This is a genomic window from Gemmatimonadaceae bacterium, assembly GCA_036504815.1.
Taxonomy (GTDB): Bacteria; Gemmatimonadota; Gemmatimonadetes; order Gemmatimonadales; family Gemmatimonadaceae; genus PNKL01.
In genome coordinates this window covers 79286-95217 of sequence record DASXUN010000001.1, presented here as the reverse complement: position 1 = coordinate 95217, position 15932 = coordinate 79286, and the positions used below count along the sequence as shown (strand labels likewise).

Annotated in this window: 15 protein-coding genes; 8 read left to right on the top strand and 7 right to left on the bottom strand. The window is 68.8% G+C overall.

Going from position 1 to position 15932, the window contains the following annotated elements:
- Nucleotides 1-74 precede the first annotated feature (74 nt).
- Nucleotides 75-476, bottom strand: coding sequence for a glycine cleavage system protein GcvH (gene gcvH / locus VGJ96_00410; protein ID HEY3285561.1), 402 nt, complete (start codon nt 474-476; stop codon nt 75-77).
- Between the two features lie 58 nt (nt 477-534).
- Entirely contained in the window at nt 535-1143 is a 609-nt protein-coding gene (coaE, locus tag VGJ96_00405; protein ID HEY3285560.1) for a dephospho-CoA kinase, read from the bottom strand.
- Nucleotides 1144-1188: 45 nt separating this feature from the next.
- On the opposite strand from coaE, the gene VGJ96_00400 reads away from it, so the two are divergent.
- On the top strand, nt 1189-1740 hold the full coding sequence (locus VGJ96_00400) for a GspH/FimT family pseudopilin (GenBank protein HEY3285559.1): 552 nt from the start codon (nt 1189-1191) through the stop codon (nt 1738-1740).
- A gap of 65 nt (nt 1741-1805) precedes the next feature.
- Here the strand turns inward: VGJ96_00400 and VGJ96_00395 are convergent, their stop codons facing one another.
- The gene (locus VGJ96_00395; GenBank protein HEY3285558.1) at nt 1806-3194 is read right to left on the bottom strand and encodes a tryptophanase; all 1389 of its coding nucleotides are present in this window, start codon (nt 3192-3194) and stop codon (nt 1806-1808) included.
- Complete coding sequence (locus tag VGJ96_00390; GenBank protein ID HEY3285557.1) at nt 3191-3994, bottom strand: helix-turn-helix domain-containing protein; 804 nt, start codon at nt 3992-3994, stop codon at nt 3191-3193. Before VGJ96_00390 ends, VGJ96_00395 begins: the two co-directional genes overlap by 4 nt.
- A 113-nt stretch (nt 3995-4107) precedes the next feature.
- On the opposite strand from VGJ96_00390, the gene VGJ96_00385 reads away from it, so the two are divergent.
- From VGJ96_00385 to VGJ96_00375, 3 genes are read left to right on the top strand one after another with little or no spacing between them, the layout of a single operon-like run.
- Entirely contained in the window at nt 4108-4539 is a 432-nt protein-coding gene (locus VGJ96_00385; protein ID HEY3285556.1) for a prepilin-type N-terminal cleavage/methylation domain-containing protein, read from the top strand.
- A complete protein-coding gene (locus VGJ96_00380; GenBank protein ID HEY3285555.1) occupies nt 4539-5675 on the top strand; it encodes a hypothetical protein in 1137 nt (378 codons plus the stop codon). The genes VGJ96_00385 and VGJ96_00380 overlap by 1 nt, the downstream gene beginning before the upstream one ends.
- Nucleotides 5672-7780 carry a hypothetical protein gene (locus tag VGJ96_00375; protein HEY3285554.1) on the top strand — a complete coding sequence of 703 codons (2109 nt, stop codon included), beginning with the start codon at nt 5672-5674 and terminating at the stop codon, nt 7778-7780. The genes VGJ96_00380 and VGJ96_00375 overlap by 4 nt, the downstream gene beginning before the upstream one ends.
- A gap of 84 nt (nt 7781-7864) precedes the next feature.
- On the opposite strand, the gene VGJ96_00370 is transcribed toward VGJ96_00375, so the two are convergent.
- Nucleotides 7865-8470 carry a thymidine kinase gene (locus VGJ96_00370; protein ID HEY3285553.1) on the bottom strand — a complete coding sequence of 202 codons (606 nt, stop codon included), beginning with the start codon at nt 8468-8470 and terminating at the stop codon, nt 7865-7867.
- Entirely contained in the window at nt 8467-9972 is a 1506-nt protein-coding gene (locus VGJ96_00365) for a hypothetical protein (protein ID HEY3285552.1), read from the bottom strand. The genes VGJ96_00370 and VGJ96_00365 overlap by 4 nt, the downstream gene beginning before the upstream one ends.
- A gap of 109 nt (nt 9973-10081) precedes the next feature.
- Here VGJ96_00365 and VGJ96_00360 point away from each other — a divergent pair, with 109 nt between their 5' ends.
- Nucleotides 10082-11263 carry a pyridoxal phosphate-dependent aminotransferase gene (locus VGJ96_00360; protein HEY3285551.1) on the top strand — a complete coding sequence of 394 codons (1182 nt, stop codon included), beginning with the start codon at nt 10082-10084 and terminating at the stop codon, nt 11261-11263.
- A gap of 69 nt (nt 11264-11332) precedes the next feature.
- Nucleotides 11333-11611: an Lrp/AsnC ligand binding domain-containing protein gene (locus tag VGJ96_00355; GenBank protein ID HEY3285550.1), complete on the top strand. Its 279-nt coding sequence runs from the start codon at nt 11333-11335 to the stop codon at nt 11609-11611.
- 118 nt (nt 11612-11729) lie between these two features.
- On the opposite strand, the gene VGJ96_00350 is transcribed toward VGJ96_00355, so the two are convergent.
- Nucleotides 11730-12653 carry a hypothetical protein gene (locus tag VGJ96_00350; protein HEY3285549.1) on the bottom strand — a complete coding sequence of 308 codons (924 nt, stop codon included), beginning with the start codon at nt 12651-12653 and terminating at the stop codon, nt 11730-11732.
- Here VGJ96_00350 and VGJ96_00345 point away from each other — a divergent pair.
- The gene (locus tag VGJ96_00345; GenBank protein ID HEY3285548.1) at nt 12643-13653 is read left to right on the top strand and encodes a hypothetical protein; all 1011 of its coding nucleotides are present in this window, start codon (nt 12643-12645) and stop codon (nt 13651-13653) included. The genes VGJ96_00350 and VGJ96_00345 overlap by 11 nt on opposite strands.
- A gap of 121 nt (nt 13654-13774) precedes the next feature.
- Nucleotides 13775-15721: a hypothetical protein gene (locus VGJ96_00340; protein HEY3285547.1), complete on the top strand. Its 1947-nt coding sequence runs from the start codon at nt 13775-13777 to the stop codon at nt 15719-15721.
- Nucleotides 15722-15932 lie beyond the last annotated feature (211 nt).

The window sequence follows — 15932 nt, the reverse complement described above, 5'->3', positions numbered from 1 at the left end:
GGTCCGGAGCTCACGCTCCGGACCTCTGTTGTCTTTCCGTTGTTTCGCTGTTGTCTCTCTGTTGTTTCTCTTTCCTAGTGCCCGCCGCCCCCGGCCGCCAGGTGCTTCTCGTACGCGGCCGCATCGAGCAGCGCGGCGACATCGGCGGGACTGGCCTTCAGCTTGATCATCCAGCCATCGCCGTAGGGGTCGCTGTTCACCAGCGACGGCTCGCCTTCGAGGCGCGCGTTCACTTCCACCACTTCGCCAGCGACCGGGGCGTAGATGTCCGAGACGGCCTTGACGGCCTCAATGGTGCCGAACGAGTCGTGCGCGCCGAACTTCGCGCCGGCCTTCGGGAGGTCGAGGTAGACGACGTCACCCAGTTCACCCTGGGCGAAGTCGGTGACGCCGACGCAGAACACGCCTGCGTCCGCGGTGGGCTTCAGATATTCGTGACTTTCCGTATAGCGCAGATCAGCAGGAATCGAGGACACGGACCGCTCCAGGTGTGTCAGAGGTGTGCCCGAATTCTACCGTTCGCCCACGGTGGGTTCAAGGCGACGAGGCGCGCGCCTTGAGCGCGGTGAACACGTCATGGGCGCGCGTTTCGAGCTCGGCCAGGGTGCCGTTGTTGTCGATGATCCAGTCCGCCCGGGAGCGTTTGCGTTCGCTGGGCCATTGGGCGGCCATCATCGCGTCGGCGTCGGCGGCGCCCAGCTGGCGATCCCGTTCGAGCCGGGCCCGCCGCACCTCCTCGGGGGCGTCCACCAGCACGACGCCGTCCACCGTGCCCTCGAGCCCCGCCTCGAAGAGCAGGGGAATGTCGCAGACGACGAGCCGGTCGCCACGCCGGGCCGCGGCGGCGAGTGCCTCGGCGCGGAGCCGGCCCACCTCGGGGTGAACGATGGCGTCGAGCGCCGAGCGCTCGGTTGGACTGGCGAAAACGAGTCGGCGGAGCGTGGCGCGGTCCAGCGAACCGTCCGCCTGCAGCACGGCCGGACCCCACCGTGCCGAGATGGCCGCGAGAGCCGGCCTGCCGGGAGCGACCGCCTCCCGTGCGAGCTCGTCGGCGTCCACCAGCGTGGCGCCCCACCGCGCGAAGAGGCGCGCCACCGATGACTTGCCGGCCGCGATATTCCCGGTCAATCCGATTACGAGCATGTCGAACGATGGCGTCGGCTGCGCCTCCCGTGCAACTTCCTTCCCGTGCCACGCCGCGGATACACGATCATCGAAGTGATGCTGGTGCTCGCCCTGATCGCCATCATGGCGGCGATGGCGATCCCCAAGATCTCGTTCTTGCGCCTCCGACAGGACGCCAACGGCCGCCTGGTGCAGCGCACGCTCGTCAGCGCGCAGCAGACCGCGATGAAGTACAACACCAACGTCCTCTTCGTCATCGACTATTCCGCGTCGCGGATGCGCGTGGTGCAGGACACCAACTCGAACGGAGCGGCCGACGGCAACGAGCGATGGACGTCATGGAAGCTCGCCAACGGGGCATCGTTCGCGATCCCGACGGTCACGGTGGACGGGGCCACGGCGTACTACGCAACGGGACCCGGTGTCTCATCCACCGGGACAGGACCCGTGATCACCTTCTACCCGAACGGATCGGCCAGCGGCGACGCGTTCCTGTACATCGGCGTGCCGACGGGACGCAGCGACGCGCTGCGCGCCATTGAGTTCGCGGGGTCCACGGGCCGCACGCGGCTCTGGCGCTACAGCACTGGCAGCTGGAAACGCGACTCGATCTAGCCTGAGACGTCGCGGGCGCGGCCGGGGTGGCCGCGCCCGCGGTGCCCGCCCACGCGCGCGGAAGCCTACGCGATCACGCCCGGAACGAGCGGGGCGAACTTCGCGGTGAAATGGCGCAGCGCAGCCGGCTGTTCGACGATGCGAACGCCGCGAATGCGCGGGGCCAGCGTGTGCACGTGCGCCAGCACCTCGCACACGTAGTCCATGTGGCTCTGGGTGTAGACGCGACGCGGGAAGGCGAGACGCACCAGCTCGAGGTCCGCCGGCTTTTCGCTTCCGTCGGGCTGCTGCCCGAACATCACGGAGCCGATCTCGGCCGCCCGAATGCCGCCTTCCAGGTACAGCACGAGCGACAGTGCCCACCCGGGGTACTCCGACGGCGGGATGTGCGAGAGCCAGCGCTTGGCGTCCAGGTACAACGCGTGCCCGCCGGCCGGTCGCACGGTGGGGATGCCGGCGGTCGCCATCTTCTCCGCCATGTACTCCACCATGCGAATGCGGTACCGCAGGTAGTCCGGATCGAGCGCTTCGTAGAGGCCGACCGCGATGGCCTCCAGGTCGTATCCGGCGAGCCCGCCGTACGTGGGAAACCCCTCGGTGAGGATGAGGGTGTTGCGGCACCGTTCGGCCAGGGCATCGTTGTTCATCGCCAGGAAGCCGCCGATGTTGGCCATCCCGTCCTTCTTGGCGCTCATCGTGCACCCGTCAGCCAGCGAGAACAGTTCGCGGGCGATGGCGATGGGCTGCTGGTCGCCGTAGCCGCTTTCGCGCGTATGGATGAACCAGGCGTTCTCCGCGAAGCGGCAGGCGTCGATGAAGAACGGCACGCCGTGCTGGTGCGCGAGGGCCGAGGCGCCGCGAATGTTCTCCAGGCTCACCGGCTGGCCGCCGCCCGAGTTGTTGGTCACGGTGATCATCACCAGCGGCACGCGGCCCGGGTGCTCGCGCAGCACACGCTCGAGCGCCGCGAGATCCATGTTGCCCTTGAACGGGTGCAGCGTCTGCGGATCGTGCCCTTCGGCGATGGGGAGGTCGAGCGCCGTGGCCCCGCGGTGCTCGACGTTGGCGCGCGTCGTGTCGAAGTGGCGGTTGTTCGGCACGATGTCACCGGGCTTGAGCATCGCCCCCGTGAGGATGTGCTCGGCGGCGCGCCCCTGATGGGTGGGGATCACGTGACGGAAGCCGGTGATGTCATGCACCGCGCGCTCGAAGGCGTAGAAGGAGCGCGCCCCGGCGTACGTCTCGTCGCCCCGCATCATCCCGGCCCACTGGTAGACGGACATCGCGCCCGTCCCCGAATCGGTCAGCAGGTCGATCAGGACGTCCTCGCCATGGAGGAGGAAGACGTTGTAGTGTGCGGCCCCGATGGCGGCGGCGCGCTCCGCCTCGGTCGTCTGGCGGATCGGCTCGACCGTCTTGATGCGGAACGGCTCGATGATGGTCTTGTATTTCACGGGGAGGTTGGAGCTTCGAGGCCTTCCGCCAGCGCGGGACGGCCGATGGCGCGCAGGAACTGCGCGGTGACGTAGCGGGCGCCGCCGCGCTCGCGAATCTCGAGCGGCGTGGCCCCCACGTAGCGCTGGCACATGTTGCGGAAGGCGGAGCCCGACGGAAAGTCGAGCGTGCGGGCGATGCCGTCCGCGCTCCGTTTCGGGTCGTCGAGCATCTGCCCGGCGACGATCAACCGGCCCCAGCCGATGAGTTTCTGCGGGGCAGGCAGGCGCTCCTTGCGCAGCTTGTCCAGCAGGGTGGCCTTGTTGATGGAGAGCGTTTCCGCCAGCCGGTGCGAGGTGAGCCGCATGTGGGCCCGCGTGACGACGATCAGGATCGCGTCGCGCGCCACGACATCCAGGGCCGCGAGGCGGTGCCGGAGCAGGGCCGCGACGCCGCGCGCCTCGGCCTGCTCGACAACGGTGCGCACCGCCTGCGGCGAGTCGTCGAGGTCGACCAGGAGCAGGCCGTCGAGTCCGGCGCGCCCGGCGTCAAACAGGTCGCGGGCGCGCTGCGGCGTGGCGGTGACGTAGGCGATCAGCGTGAGCCGAGGAAAGCGCGTGCGCAACTGGCGGATGCGCTCGAAGCTGGCGGCGCCGTCCGCGAAGAGGTCCACCACCGCCAGATGCACCGGTTCGGTGGCGCAGGCGGTCAGCAACTCATCCCAATTGCGACAGGGCGTGAGCGTATGCTGTCCGCGAACGGCACCGTGGACGCGCTGGAGGCAGCGGTCGAGGGGAAGAAGCGTGGCAATGACGCCCATGGGCCTGGGGGTGGAGGCCGCCGACGTGGCGACAGGGAGAAGTTACCACCGTCGCGGCTTCGGCGGCAAAAGGGCTGGCGTTGGCCCGTGTGAAACGGCCACATTCCGTACGAATGCTGACGAAGATCTCCGCCCGCGCGCCGCGGCGCCGTTCCGGCATGACGCTGATCGAGGTCATCATGGCGGTGATGATCCTCAGCGGCGTGCTTATCGGCCTGTCGAATTTCACGCGCCGGTTCCAGCATCTCACCACCAATCACGATGTGCTGGCCGTCGCGAGCGAACTGGCGTCGGCGCGCATTGCGGCGGTCGAGCTCCACCGGACCTACGCCACCCTGGCGTCCACCTTCAGCGGGACGACGGAGACGAGCGGCACCTCCTCCGCCAATCCCTCCATGAGCGGCTTCCCGGGGTATACCCGCACGACGACGGTGGCGGCCACCGATTCCTCGTACAAGGCGCGCTACGTCACCGTCACGGTCACCGTCACGCATGCGGCGACCGCGACGACGGTCACGAAGTCGCTGGTCATCGCGGCCTTCTGATGGGACGGTCCGTGCGGCGGCGGGGCGGCTTCAGCATGGTCGAGATGATCTTTGCGGTCTCGATCACCGTGCTGGTCTTTGCCATCGCGGTGCCGTTCTTCCGCGCGCAGACACGGGCGATGGACGCCGGCGCGGGGCGAATGGACGCGTTCCAGAGCGCCCGGTACGCCGTCTGGCGCATCGGAGCCGATCTTCGCCTGGCGGGCGGGGACATCGGGCAGCCGCTCATCGTGCAGGCGGCGCCGCTCGCCATCGCCTTCAACGCCAACCGGCTGGGGCGGACCACGTCCAGCGACCCGAACGCGTCGGCGTGGGACGCCACGCTGGACACGCTGACGACGCAGAGCTGGATGGTGTCGCGCGCGGGCTCGTTGCGCACGGCGAGCAAGACCTATCCCACGCGGGCCTACACCGATCCGAGCGGGGCGACGAGCAAGGCCGAGACGATCCAGTACTACCTGCTTCCCGATACGGCCGGCGGCAACGCGAATCTCTACGTGCTCTATCGGCGAGTGAACGATCGCGACAGCACCCTGGTGACCCGCAACCTTTACATCCCCGCCGACTCGGCATTCTTCTTCCAGTACTTCCAGACCAGCGCGAGTGGCGCGACGACTGCCATCGCGAAGGCCTCGCTGCCCATCTACTGGGACGACTCGCTGGCGCGCGCCGATTCGATCACCGCCGTGCGCGTGCGGGCGACGGGGCGCTTCTGGGACGCGCGCAACCGGCAGAATGTCTTCCGCAACCTCTTCGTCACCGTGAACCTGCGCAATGCGTTCCGGCTCGTGAACAGCACGTGCGGGGCCGTGCCGCCGACGCCGGATTCGCTGGGTGTCACGGTGGAGACGGCTCCGGCGGGGCAGAAGCTCGACGTGCGGCTCGACTGGTCGGGGGTGGTGGGCGACTCGACCTCGCCGCGCGATGTCCGGCAGTACGTGCTCTACCGCCGGCCGAGCGGGGCGTCGTCGTGGACGGCGATTGCCAGCCGTCCGGCGCGTCGCGCGTCGGCGTATCGCTATCAGGACTTCGCGATTCCCGACTCGGCGGGGACGTACCAGTATGGGCTGGCCGCCCGCGACTGCTCCGGTCTCTCCGGGGTGCGCGTGGGCACCGCCACGGTGACCTTCCCATGACGGCCCGGCTTCGTCGCGGATCGGCCCTGATCCTGGTGCTGATCATGACGCTCTCGCTGGCCGCGCTTGCGTCCTCGGCCATCTACATGGCGTCGAGTTCAGGGATGCTGAGCCGGTACCACGACAAGGAGCGCGACCTGACGCTGGCGCTGGAAACCGCGCTCGAACTCGGGAAATCGCGCCTTCAGCGAGACACCACGCTTGTGTTGTACGACACCGGGTACAAACAGCTGCTCTCGAGCCAGAAAGTGTACGCCGCGACCGGCGCGGAAGTGACGGGGCTGACGGTGAATCTGTACGCAGGATACACCGGGGATACCGCCGGCACGCACGTGCCGTACATCACGCTCGTCGCGACGGTCAACGACGCGTCCGGGCTGCGACTCGCCCGGCGCATGGACCTGACGGCGCAGTCCTTTTCGCGCTACGCGCTCTTCGCCAACGACTTTCCGTCGGCCGCGTCCATTGGGCCGGGCGAGACATTCGGCGGACGCGTGCACGCGAACAACCGCTTCATCGCAACGAGCACGGGATCGCCCGTCCCCGTCTTCATGGATACGGTGAGCGCCGCCGGCACCATCAGTGGAAGCGCGCAGTGGTCCGACACCGTCTCCTCGACGGGCGGCGCGACGATCATCCCCTATCCGACGGTCAACGCGGCGAATTGGCGCGGGTCCACCTTTGCGAGCTGGTTCTACAACGTTGCCGACGCGGGCGGGTTGCGCGAGACGGTGTCCAGCGCGAGCCGCGGCCGGGTGGAGTTCCTCACCATCGACGTCAACAACAACGGGATGATCGACTCCACCGAGGGGTTCTTCCGGTATTTCCGGCTGAACACCGCCGCCGATACCACGGAGCTGGCGGTCTACTTCAGCGGCGCCCCCGTGCCGACGACCAACACGAACCTGCTCAACCAGTGCGGTGCGTTCTACACGATCAGCGGTCGCAAGGAGTTCTTCCCGATCGTCATGCACAAGGTCAACTGGGTGCGATCGCGCATCCAGTCCAGCACGCATCCCACGGTGTCGTCGGGGGACGCCGCGACGATGAGTGTCCTCGACCGTACCGCCATCATGACGATCCTGCAGCAGCCGACCGCGCGCTGCTTCCCGCAGGGCAGCCCGTACCTCGTCAATACGGAGCGCTACACGACGAACTCGGCGTGCACGCAGGACTGGTACACCGGTGTCACGATGTACACGTGGGGCTCCGCTGCCGCCTGTACCGGGGCGCAGCAATATGGCGGCCAGGACACGACGTTCACCCGGTATTCGTTCCGCTGCACGGTGGACCAGTCGGTCTCCACGGGACGATGTATGGCCGAGCCCACCTATGAGGGTTATTGGGACATCTACACGGGGAACAGCAACCTGCCGACGCTTCCCGCGGCGGTACGCCAGGACGTGGAGCGCCCGTTTCTCTATCCATTGCACAAGACCTACAACCCCGACTCGCGCGGGGTGATCTACCTGAACAGCAGCATGTACCTGCACGGCAAGGTGCGTGGCTTCGTGACGCTGTACGTGAACGGGGTCGCCAAGATCATGGATGATCTCACCTATGATGCCGACCCGGCGGACACCACGAATCTCTGCCGTTCGTTCTTCGGACTGATTGCGCGCGACTCGATCGCGATCATCGACAACGCGATCCTTCGCCCACGCATCTACAACACGCCGACGACGACCGCGGGCAACGTGATGACGATGGGAGGCGACCGCCAGTTCACCTTCCATGGCATCGCCATGGCGCTTGGCGGTTCGGTGAACGCCGCCAACCCCAGCGGTGCCACGCTGACGGTCCCAGCCTACTCCTGCCCGCTGGGGACGTCGATCACCGCCTCGGGCGGGTGCATGCAGATCGTCGGCGGGATCGTGGAGCGGACCTTCGCGAATCCGTACACGAGCACCACGGGGTCTGGCATGCGCGCCCTGCGCGAGCTCGATCCCTGCCAGAACACGAACCGGCGGCCGCCGTACTTTCCGATCGCGCCCACGCGCGTCAAGGCACTCAAGTCGTTTGATGTCGATGCGCGGCAGGTCAGTTCGGCGTCCTTGCTCCGGGCGTACTTCACGAGGTTGCGGGGAAATCGCGCGGCGCCGTGAGAGTGATGGCTGATGGCAGAAGGCGGATGTGCGGGACGCGTTCTGCCTCTCGCACATCCGTCATCCGCCATCAGCCATCCGCTTCTAGAGCAGCCTCGGCTGATCCCCGCGCAGCACCTGGTGGCAGGCCCGGCATCGCGCTTCGTAGCTCTCGGTGCCGCCCACCATGATCAGCGGCGAGTCCCAGTGCGCCGGGCGGCCATCGACCAGACGCTGGTTGCGCGTCGCGGGCGCGCCGCAGAGGACGCAGATGGCGTGGAGCTTGTCGACGACCTCCGCCTGGCACATCAACTTCGGCATCGGGCCGAACGGCTCGCCGCGGAAGTCGGTGTCGATGCCGGCGAGGATCACGCGCCGGCCGCGGTCGGCAAGATCGCTGGCCAGCGAGACGATGGCGTCATCGAGGAACTGCACCTCGTCGATTGCGATGACCTGCGCGTGCGGATCGAGACGGGTCGCCACCTGCGCCGCCGAGTCCACTGGCACCGCCTCCACCGTGCGGCCGTCATGCGAGCCGACCGCGAAGACGCCGGTATACCGGTTGTCGAGGTGCGACTTGAACACCTGCACGCGCTTCTTGGCGATCATCGCCCGCCGCACGCGGCGAATGAGCTCTTCACTCTTTCCGCTGAACATCGAACCGGCGATTACCTCCACCCAGCCGCCGGTCAACTGGAAGTGCTGCGTCACCGTTCACCCCGCGGCCGGCGCGGGCCCCCGCCCCGCGGCTTGTCGCTGAAGTCCGTGCGCTTGCCGGCGAAGCCGCCCCGTGGCTTGTCGCCGAACGATCCCCGCGGCTTGTCGCCGTAGGACCCGCGCGGCTTGTCGCCGAACGATCCCCGCAGTTTGTCGCCAAAGGATCCGCGCGGCTTGTCGCCGAACGACCCGCGTGGCTTGTCCCCCGTGCTGCGACGTGGGGCCTGGTCTCCCGCGCCACGGCGCGGCGGGCGCTCATCGCGATCGCGGCGCACCGTGCGATCCACGAACCGCGCCTTCGGACGCTCCATCGGATCGCGGAGCGGAAAGTCCGCGCGCGGACCACTCGGCCGATCGGATCGCGGGGCGCGAGCGCTCCGCTCCGGCGCCGGTGTGGCGGCGGCGGCTGGCGCCGGTGTCGGCATCGTGCTGCGCGCGCCTTCCAGCAGACGCAGCGCGGCGCCCGCGAGTTCGACGCCGTCATACTCGGCGAGCATCGGCTCGAGGGAGACGATCTCGCGCGCCGGATACGATCCGTCGAGCACCGCCTTCAGCTCCTTGCGCAGGCGTGCCTCTTCGGCGCGCGCCGTGCTGGTCGCGCGGCGCGTGGTGTACGGCGTGACGCTGGGGCCGGCGAGCCGGCGCAGCGCCGCCAGCTGGCGCGGACCGATGAGTGCCACGGCGCGGCCGGGCTGTGCCGACATCGCGGCCTCGAACGCGGCCGGCGAGGGCAACCCGGCGAAGACCACCAGCGCGACGTTCGTCGGCGCGCTTCCCTCGGTCACCTGCACGATGGTCGCATCGTCCGGATAGCCGGACGCGGCGAGCACCGTCCGCACCGCGGCCGCGTCGGAAGTGACGATAACGGCGGACGGCGGGTCGAGGTCGTCGAGAATGCCGGGCACGGCCGCGGCGGCGCCGAGGCTGCGCACACAGGCGTATTGCACAGCCGCGGGCGTTGCATCGGCGGCGGAATCGTCGGCCAGGCGATGCGCCTTGTGGAAGTAGCGCTCGAGCAAGACCTCCACCATCGGGGTCGCCTCGGAAGCAACGAGCACGCGCCGCGCCTCCTTCGGCACCGAGGCCATCACCGTCGCCAACTGGTCGGCCTGGAACTCCTCCGCGCCGACGAGCGCGATCACCTGCACCGTATCGAGCGGCAGTGCCGACGCAGAGAGCAGGCGCTCGATGTCGGCCGGCGTGGCGATGATGATCGGGGCCCCGCACGTCTTGATGACACGCGCCGCGCGCAACGCATCGGTCACGGGGAGAATGCGCGCAATCGCCGGGCGGGCGGTGCGCAGGGCCGCGGCCAGCTCGACCGCGGCGCCCGAGTCGGGAACGCAGAGGAGCGCGACGGGCGCCGAGCCCGGCTCACCGCCTTCGCGGTCGATCACCGGCCCAAGCCGTTCGGCGATGCGGCCCCAATGCGGGGCGAGGAAATGGGCGACGGAAGTGTTGCGGCCGACGGTGCCGGCGGTGGGTGAAGCGCTCACTACGACCTCGATTGTCAATGGCGTCAGCGTCGACGTGACGCTAATTTTTCGTGCGCCCTCAATCTACTGCGTTTATCCCCGGCCCTCCAAACGGGAGCCCGGCCTGTCCATGTCGCACCCCTTCGTACCGTCGCCCAACGTCGCCTCCCTCAAGGAGTCGGCCACCATCGCGGTTTCCCAGCGGGCCAGGGCGTTGCGTGCGGCCGGCCGATCGATCATCGACCTCGGGGCGGGGGAGCCGGATTTCGACACGCCGGCCTTCATCCTCGACGCCACCAAGTCGGCGCTCGACGCCGGGGCGACCCGATACACGGCCGTTGAAGGGATCGCGCCGCTGCGTGAGGCGATCGCCGCCGAGGCCACGCGCCGCCGGGCTGGCCGTGAAGAGCCGGTGACGGCGGGCGAGGTCGTCGTCTCCACCGGCTCCAAGCAGTCGCTGCAGAATGCGACCTTCGCCCTCTTTGGCCCCGGCGACGACGTCCTGCTCCCGGTGCCGAGCTGGGTGAGCTACGCCGAGATGGTCGGGCTGGCGCGGGCGAACGTCGTGAGCGTGCCCGGCGACCCGTCGCGCGGCCTCAAGGTGACGGCCGCGCTGCTGGCGCAGCACGCCACGCCGCGCACGCGGGGATTGATGCTGAACTCGCCGTCAAACCCGACGGGGGCGGTCTACGAGGCCGAAGAGCTGGCCGCCATCGCCGACCTGGCGTCGGCGCGCGGCTGGTGGATCATCAGCGACGAGATCTACGGGCGCATCACCTATCGCCTGCCGGAGGCGCCCTCGATGCTCGATGTCGCCGCTCGGCGCGACCACATTGTCGTCGTGAACGGCGTGGCGAAGGCGTACGCGATGACCGGGTTCCGAATCGGCTGGTCCGTCGCGCCACGCGCATTGTCGCAGACGATGACCGCCCTGCAGTCGCACACCACGTCCAACGCGGCCACGGAGTCGCAGTACGCGGCGCTGGCGGCGGTCACGCGGAAGCCGGAGGCCGACGCGGCAATCGCCATGATGGTGGCTGAGTTCCGCGAGCGCCGTGACGCAGCCCGGGCGATTCTCTCGGCGATTCCGGGGCTCGAACTCATCGAGCCCGAGGGGGCATTCTACCTCTTCTTCAAGGCGCCGGGCGGTGACGGGACCGCGTTTGCGACGACGCTGCTGGAGCGCGAAGGGATTGCGGTGGTGCCGGGGGCGGCCTTTGGCACGCCCGAGTGGGTGCGCGTCTCGTATGCTGCCGCGCGTGCTGATGTCGACGCCGGCATGCACGCCATTGTGCGTGCCTGGACGGCGTGACGCGCGCCCGGTTGGTGCTATGTTGGTGGTGTTGCCACTGTCGACTTTTCACCCGTTCCGCGTGATCCCATGATTACCACGATCGTCCTCGTCAGAGCTGAACCTGCGCTCATTCCAAAATGCGCGGCCGCCCTCGCCGGCATCGCCGGGGTCAGCGATGTCTATTCGGTATCGGGAGAGTGGGATCTCGTCTGCATCATCAAGGTGGCCGAATACGGCGAGATCGCGCACGTCGTGACGGAGGAGTTCCCCAAGGTGCCGGGTCTCCAGCGCACCATGACGCTCACGGCCTTCCGGGCCTACTCGAGGCAGGATATGGAGGGGGCGTTCAATATCGGGGTCGAGTAGGACTGAGCGGAACAGAGAAACAACAGAGAGACAACAGAGAAACAACAGAGAGACAACAGAGGCGGCGCTCCAGATCCTGGGCGCCGCCTCTGTTGTCTCTCTGTTGCTTGCCGGTTGTCTATCTCTGCCTCAAACACCACGCCTGGGGCACCCTCAACGCCTCATGCCACTTGCCGTTGGCGCGCGAGAGGACGATCAACTCGTTGGTGCCGGCGTACCGCCACGACTCGAGGAAGACCTCATCCGTGCCATCGCCCGTCAGGTCGAGGTGGTCGAGCATGCGCTGGAACTCCACCAGGCGCGCTTCGCCGCTCTCGAGGTGCTTGTAGGTCACCTGATAGCCCTTGCCGTCGGGGTTGTCGCCGAGCACGAGGAAATGCGTCGTGTGGCCAGCCCCCGGCCCCTGATCGCCGGCGTTCGGGTCCACCTGATTGGCGACCAGCGTGACGCCGCCGCCGTTCGACATGTGAATGGCGCGCGCACTGAACGCCGCCGTGTCGATGTCGGCGGCGTCGAGTCCCTGGGTGCGCAGCGCCAGCAACGCGACCTCGCGAGCCGCGGCGGTCACATCAGGCGGCTCCTGCCCGCGACTGTTGCCGCCCTTCAACGGCGTGCTGAGCGAGAGGAACTCGAAGGCGGGGTCAAGCGACACCTGCGTCTTGAGCTTCACCTCGGCCATTGGACGCACTTCACGGCAGCCGGGGAGGAAATAGAGCGGCTCGCTGTCGGGCTGCCACATGCGCCGCGTGACCGTCACCGCCCCCGCCAGTTGCCCGTCGCGATAGACGGGGTACTCCGTGCCCGGCTGGAAGTAGAGCGAGTCGAGTCGGCGCCAGTCGGCACCCGGGAGTACGATCGCCTTCACCGTGCCGTCAATGACGGCCGCGATGGGGACGAGGCGCGTGGAGTCGAGGTTGCCGAACGCCTGGAAGACCAGCGGCGGCTTGGTCGACACGTCGAACGACGGCGGCGGCGGCCGGTCGTCGGCCGACTCCTTCTTCGCCTTGTCGCATCCCGTCGAGAGGACTAGGATGCTCAGCATGAGTGCGGAACGGCGCATGGCGCCAACGTACCCGCCATCGGGGGGGGCCGCAAGCGTGCGCGACGCCCTGCGGGCGCTGCGCCACGCGGGCGCGGTGGTGGCTGCCGCCGAACCGGCGCTCGAGCTCCGCCCTGCGGCGAGCGAGCCGCCGCGACTCCAGCGGGCCGAACCGCTGGAGGGAGAGTCGATCCGCGCGCGCCGCCTGGAAGGTGAACCGGTGATCGGCATCGCGGCCTTTCTCGACGGCATTCAGGAGAGCCGCGTGCTGGCGCACTGGCCGGGGGGCGTGCCGCTGGTGCATGGCACGGTGGCCGCGGCCATCCGTCGACGGTCTGAACGCACGCTGGTGGCGTGGCGTCCGGACGGCGTTCGCATCGAACGCGCGCTCTTTGTGCCGCGCGCCGCGGTGGGCGATGCGGCCTGGCGCGCGCTGGAGGCGGCGTACGACGTGCGCGACACGCTCGATGCCGGCGAGGGCGGACCGTGGCATCCGCAGGAGCTGACCTCGCGGGCGTTGAGCGCCGTGCAGCGCCGGCGGGAGGCTTCGGAAACGTGGTGCGCCGAGCTTTGGTGCGGCGCCGGCGACGGGCCGCTCTTCGTGGACGGCGGCATCGCCGCCGCCGGCGCGGCCGCGCACAGCCCGCTGGCCATCGGCGTCGTGAAATCGCATCGCACGCTCTACGTGGACGGCGACGCGCTTCCGCTGGTATTGGAGCTCGCCGCCGGCGAGCGGACCACCGCCTTCACGGTCACCTCGCCGCGTCGTGCGGCCGTGGCCAGCTGGTACCTGCGGCTCCGTGCACCATCGGCACGCGATGCGCTCTGGGGGCTCGTCCGCGTGGAAGTCGCGCTCGACGGCGCGACCACCGAGCGCGCCGACCTGGTGTCGCGATGGCTGCTGGCCGAGCGTTCGCCGCTTTCGCTGCCGGATCCCCGCTGGGGGGCGATGGCGTACGGCGTTAGGTTGACGGAGGAGTACCTGCGGGCGGTGACCCGGTGAGTGGCGCCCGTCACGCGCACTCAGATGCGCCCGTCGGCGCTCCGGGCCGGAATCGCCCATCGCAATCCCAAATCGGAATCCGGATGCGCGATCCGGAATCCACATCCTGAATCGTATCCCGATGCCGATTGGCCGAGTCGTCGCCACCGAGCGCCGTCCCAACACGCCGCACGAGTTCCATTTCTGGACCGCGCTCGACGCGCCGGTGGGGATCGGGACCATCGTGCGCGTCGAAGGGCCGCCGTCAACGGACGGGCGCCTGGTAAGCGTCTACGGCGTGGTCGTGGAGGGATTCTCATACACGGACCTGCAGTCGCCGCTGCACGACGTCCTCGGCGCCGACGGCGATCCGGCGAGCGCCCTGCGCGCCCCGACGGACCGCACCGAGATTCGCCTGTACACGGCGCATGCGCTGCGACACGTCCCGGACGAGCCGCTGCAGCCCGTGCCCATGGGCACGGTCCATCTCACGACCGACGCCGACATCGCCGTGGCGCTCCGCATGGACGGCTACCTGCGCGACGGGCAGCGGACCGCGATTCCGATTGGCGTCTATCGCTCGGCGGAAATGCAGAGTCCGATCTTCCTCGATGCCGACTTCCTCCTCGGGCCGGAGGCGGCGCACCTCAACATCTCCGGGGTGTCGGGCCTGGCGACGAAGACGAGCGCCGTGGAGTGGCTGCTCAGCTCGATCTTCGCGCACTTCCCCGAGCAGAAGGGGAGCGTGGCCGCCGTCTGCTTCAATGTCAAAGGGCCCGACCTCTGTTTTCTCGACCAGCCCTCCGACCGGCTCGATGACGCCGATCGCGCCCTGTACGAGGCCGCCGGCGTCCCCGCGGAACCGTTCAAGGATGTCGAGTACTACGCGCCGTGGACGGCGCGCGGCCACGCGCTCGCGACGCTGCGGTCCCACCCGGCGCTGGCGCACAACGTGCATCCGCTGTCGTGGGGCCTGCGCGAAGTCCTGCAGTACGCCGAGGTGCTCCTCAACAAGGACGACGTGGATGCCAAGGCGGACGCGCTCATCGACTTCATCCGGGAGCGCGTGGTCAACCAGGAGTTCACTGACGCCATGCTCCCGCGGGCGCACACGGTGCGGTCGTTCTCGGACCTCGAGCAGTGGTTCCGCGACGTCCTGCGCGGCATGGAGTCGCATGACGCCGAGACCTGGCGCACCCATCACGTGGCGACCATCCGCAAGGTGCGCAACCGGCTCACGAACATCTCCACGCGCTGCCGCGGGCTCGTCACCGACGACGGCACCGCCAACGACCTGCCGTTCGGCGCCTTCCGCGACCGCGCGGTCTACGTCATCGACGTGGCCGCGGCGGAGGAGGATGCGCAGGACCTGATCTTCGCGCGGGTCGTCTCGCAACTGCGCGAGCAGCTCGAGCGTCGCACGCTGGGCGTGGACCACGTGATCGTCTTCGTGGACGAACTCAACAAGTACGCGCCGTCGGACGGACCCGACACGTATGTGCGGCAGATGCTGCTCGACATCGCCGAGCGCGGGCGCTACCTGGGGCTCGTGCTGTTCGCGGCCCAGCAGTTCCGGTCGCAGGTGCACCGGCGCGTGGTGGGGAATTGCGGCACCGCGCTGTTCGGGCGCATGGACATGGACGAGCTGGCGACGCCGGGATACGCGACGCTCGCCCCGGCGACGCGCATCAAGCTCTCGACGCTCGACAAGGGCCAGCTGATGGTGCGGCATCCGCACTTCGCGCAACCGGTCTTCGTGCGGTTCCCGCGGCCCGCGGTGATGGGTGGGCGCGACGGCGTGGAGCGTTTCCCCGCGGAGCCCGAGCCGTCGCTCGAGGTGGCGGTCACGCGCACCCTGCGCGGTCTCGATCCCTCGATCACCATCGAGTGGGTGAAGCAGGCGATCGTGGCGGCCGCCGAGGACGACGTGCTGCGGGCGCGGAACCGCACCCTGCAGGCGCGGCCGGAGGACGTGAAGGCCTACTTCCGGGCGCAATTCCGGGGGCGGGTGACGGCCGAACGCCCGTCGCCGCCCGCCGCCGCGCTGCCGCTGGCCGGGTCGGAGAGCCGGGATCCGTACGGGTCCTGACCGGCGGAGTACGACGGAATCCGACGGTGTGCCACGGACCACGACAGCGGATGGCTCGGGTGATCCGGTGCCTTCCTGCCGTGCTCCGTATGTACTCCGTCGTATTCTGTGGCACTCTGTCGTACTCTGTGGTATTCCGTCGTTCTCGGCGGTACGCCGTCGTGCTCTGTCGCCCTCCGTCCCACCCACTACATTTTCCTGACCCACGTCC

Coding starts and splice junctions, on each gene's coding strand:
- coaE (HEY3285560.1), bottom strand. CDS start 1,143: ATGCTCGTAATCGGATTGACCGGGAATATCGCGGCCGGCAAGTCATCG.
- VGJ96_00390 (HEY3285557.1), bottom strand. CDS start 3,994: ATGGGCGTCATTGCCACGCTTCTTCCCCTCGACCGCTGCCTCCAGCGC.
- VGJ96_00385 (HEY3285556.1), top strand. CDS start 4,108: ATGCTGACGAAGATCTCCGCCCGCGCGCCGCGGCGCCGTTCCGGCATG.
- VGJ96_00380 (HEY3285555.1), top strand. CDS start 4,539: ATGGGACGGTCCGTGCGGCGGCGGGGCGGCTTCAGCATGGTCGAGATG.
- VGJ96_00375 (HEY3285554.1), top strand. CDS start 5,672: ATGACGGCCCGGCTTCGTCGCGGATCGGCCCTGATCCTGGTGCTGATC.
- VGJ96_00360 (HEY3285551.1), top strand. CDS start 10,082: ATGTCGCACCCCTTCGTACCGTCGCCCAACGTCGCCTCCCTCAAGGAG.
- VGJ96_00355 (HEY3285550.1), top strand. CDS start 11,333: ATGATTACCACGATCGTCCTCGTCAGAGCTGAACCTGCGCTCATTCCA.
- VGJ96_00345 (HEY3285548.1), top strand. CDS start 12,643: ATGCTCAGCATGAGTGCGGAACGGCGCATGGCGCCAACGTACCCGCCA.
- VGJ96_00350 (HEY3285549.1), bottom strand. CDS start 12,653: ATGCTGAGCATCCTAGTCCTCTCGACGGGATGCGACAAGGCGAAGAAG.
- VGJ96_00340 (HEY3285547.1), top strand. CDS start 13,775: ATGCCGATTGGCCGAGTCGTCGCCACCGAGCGCCGTCCCAACACGCCG.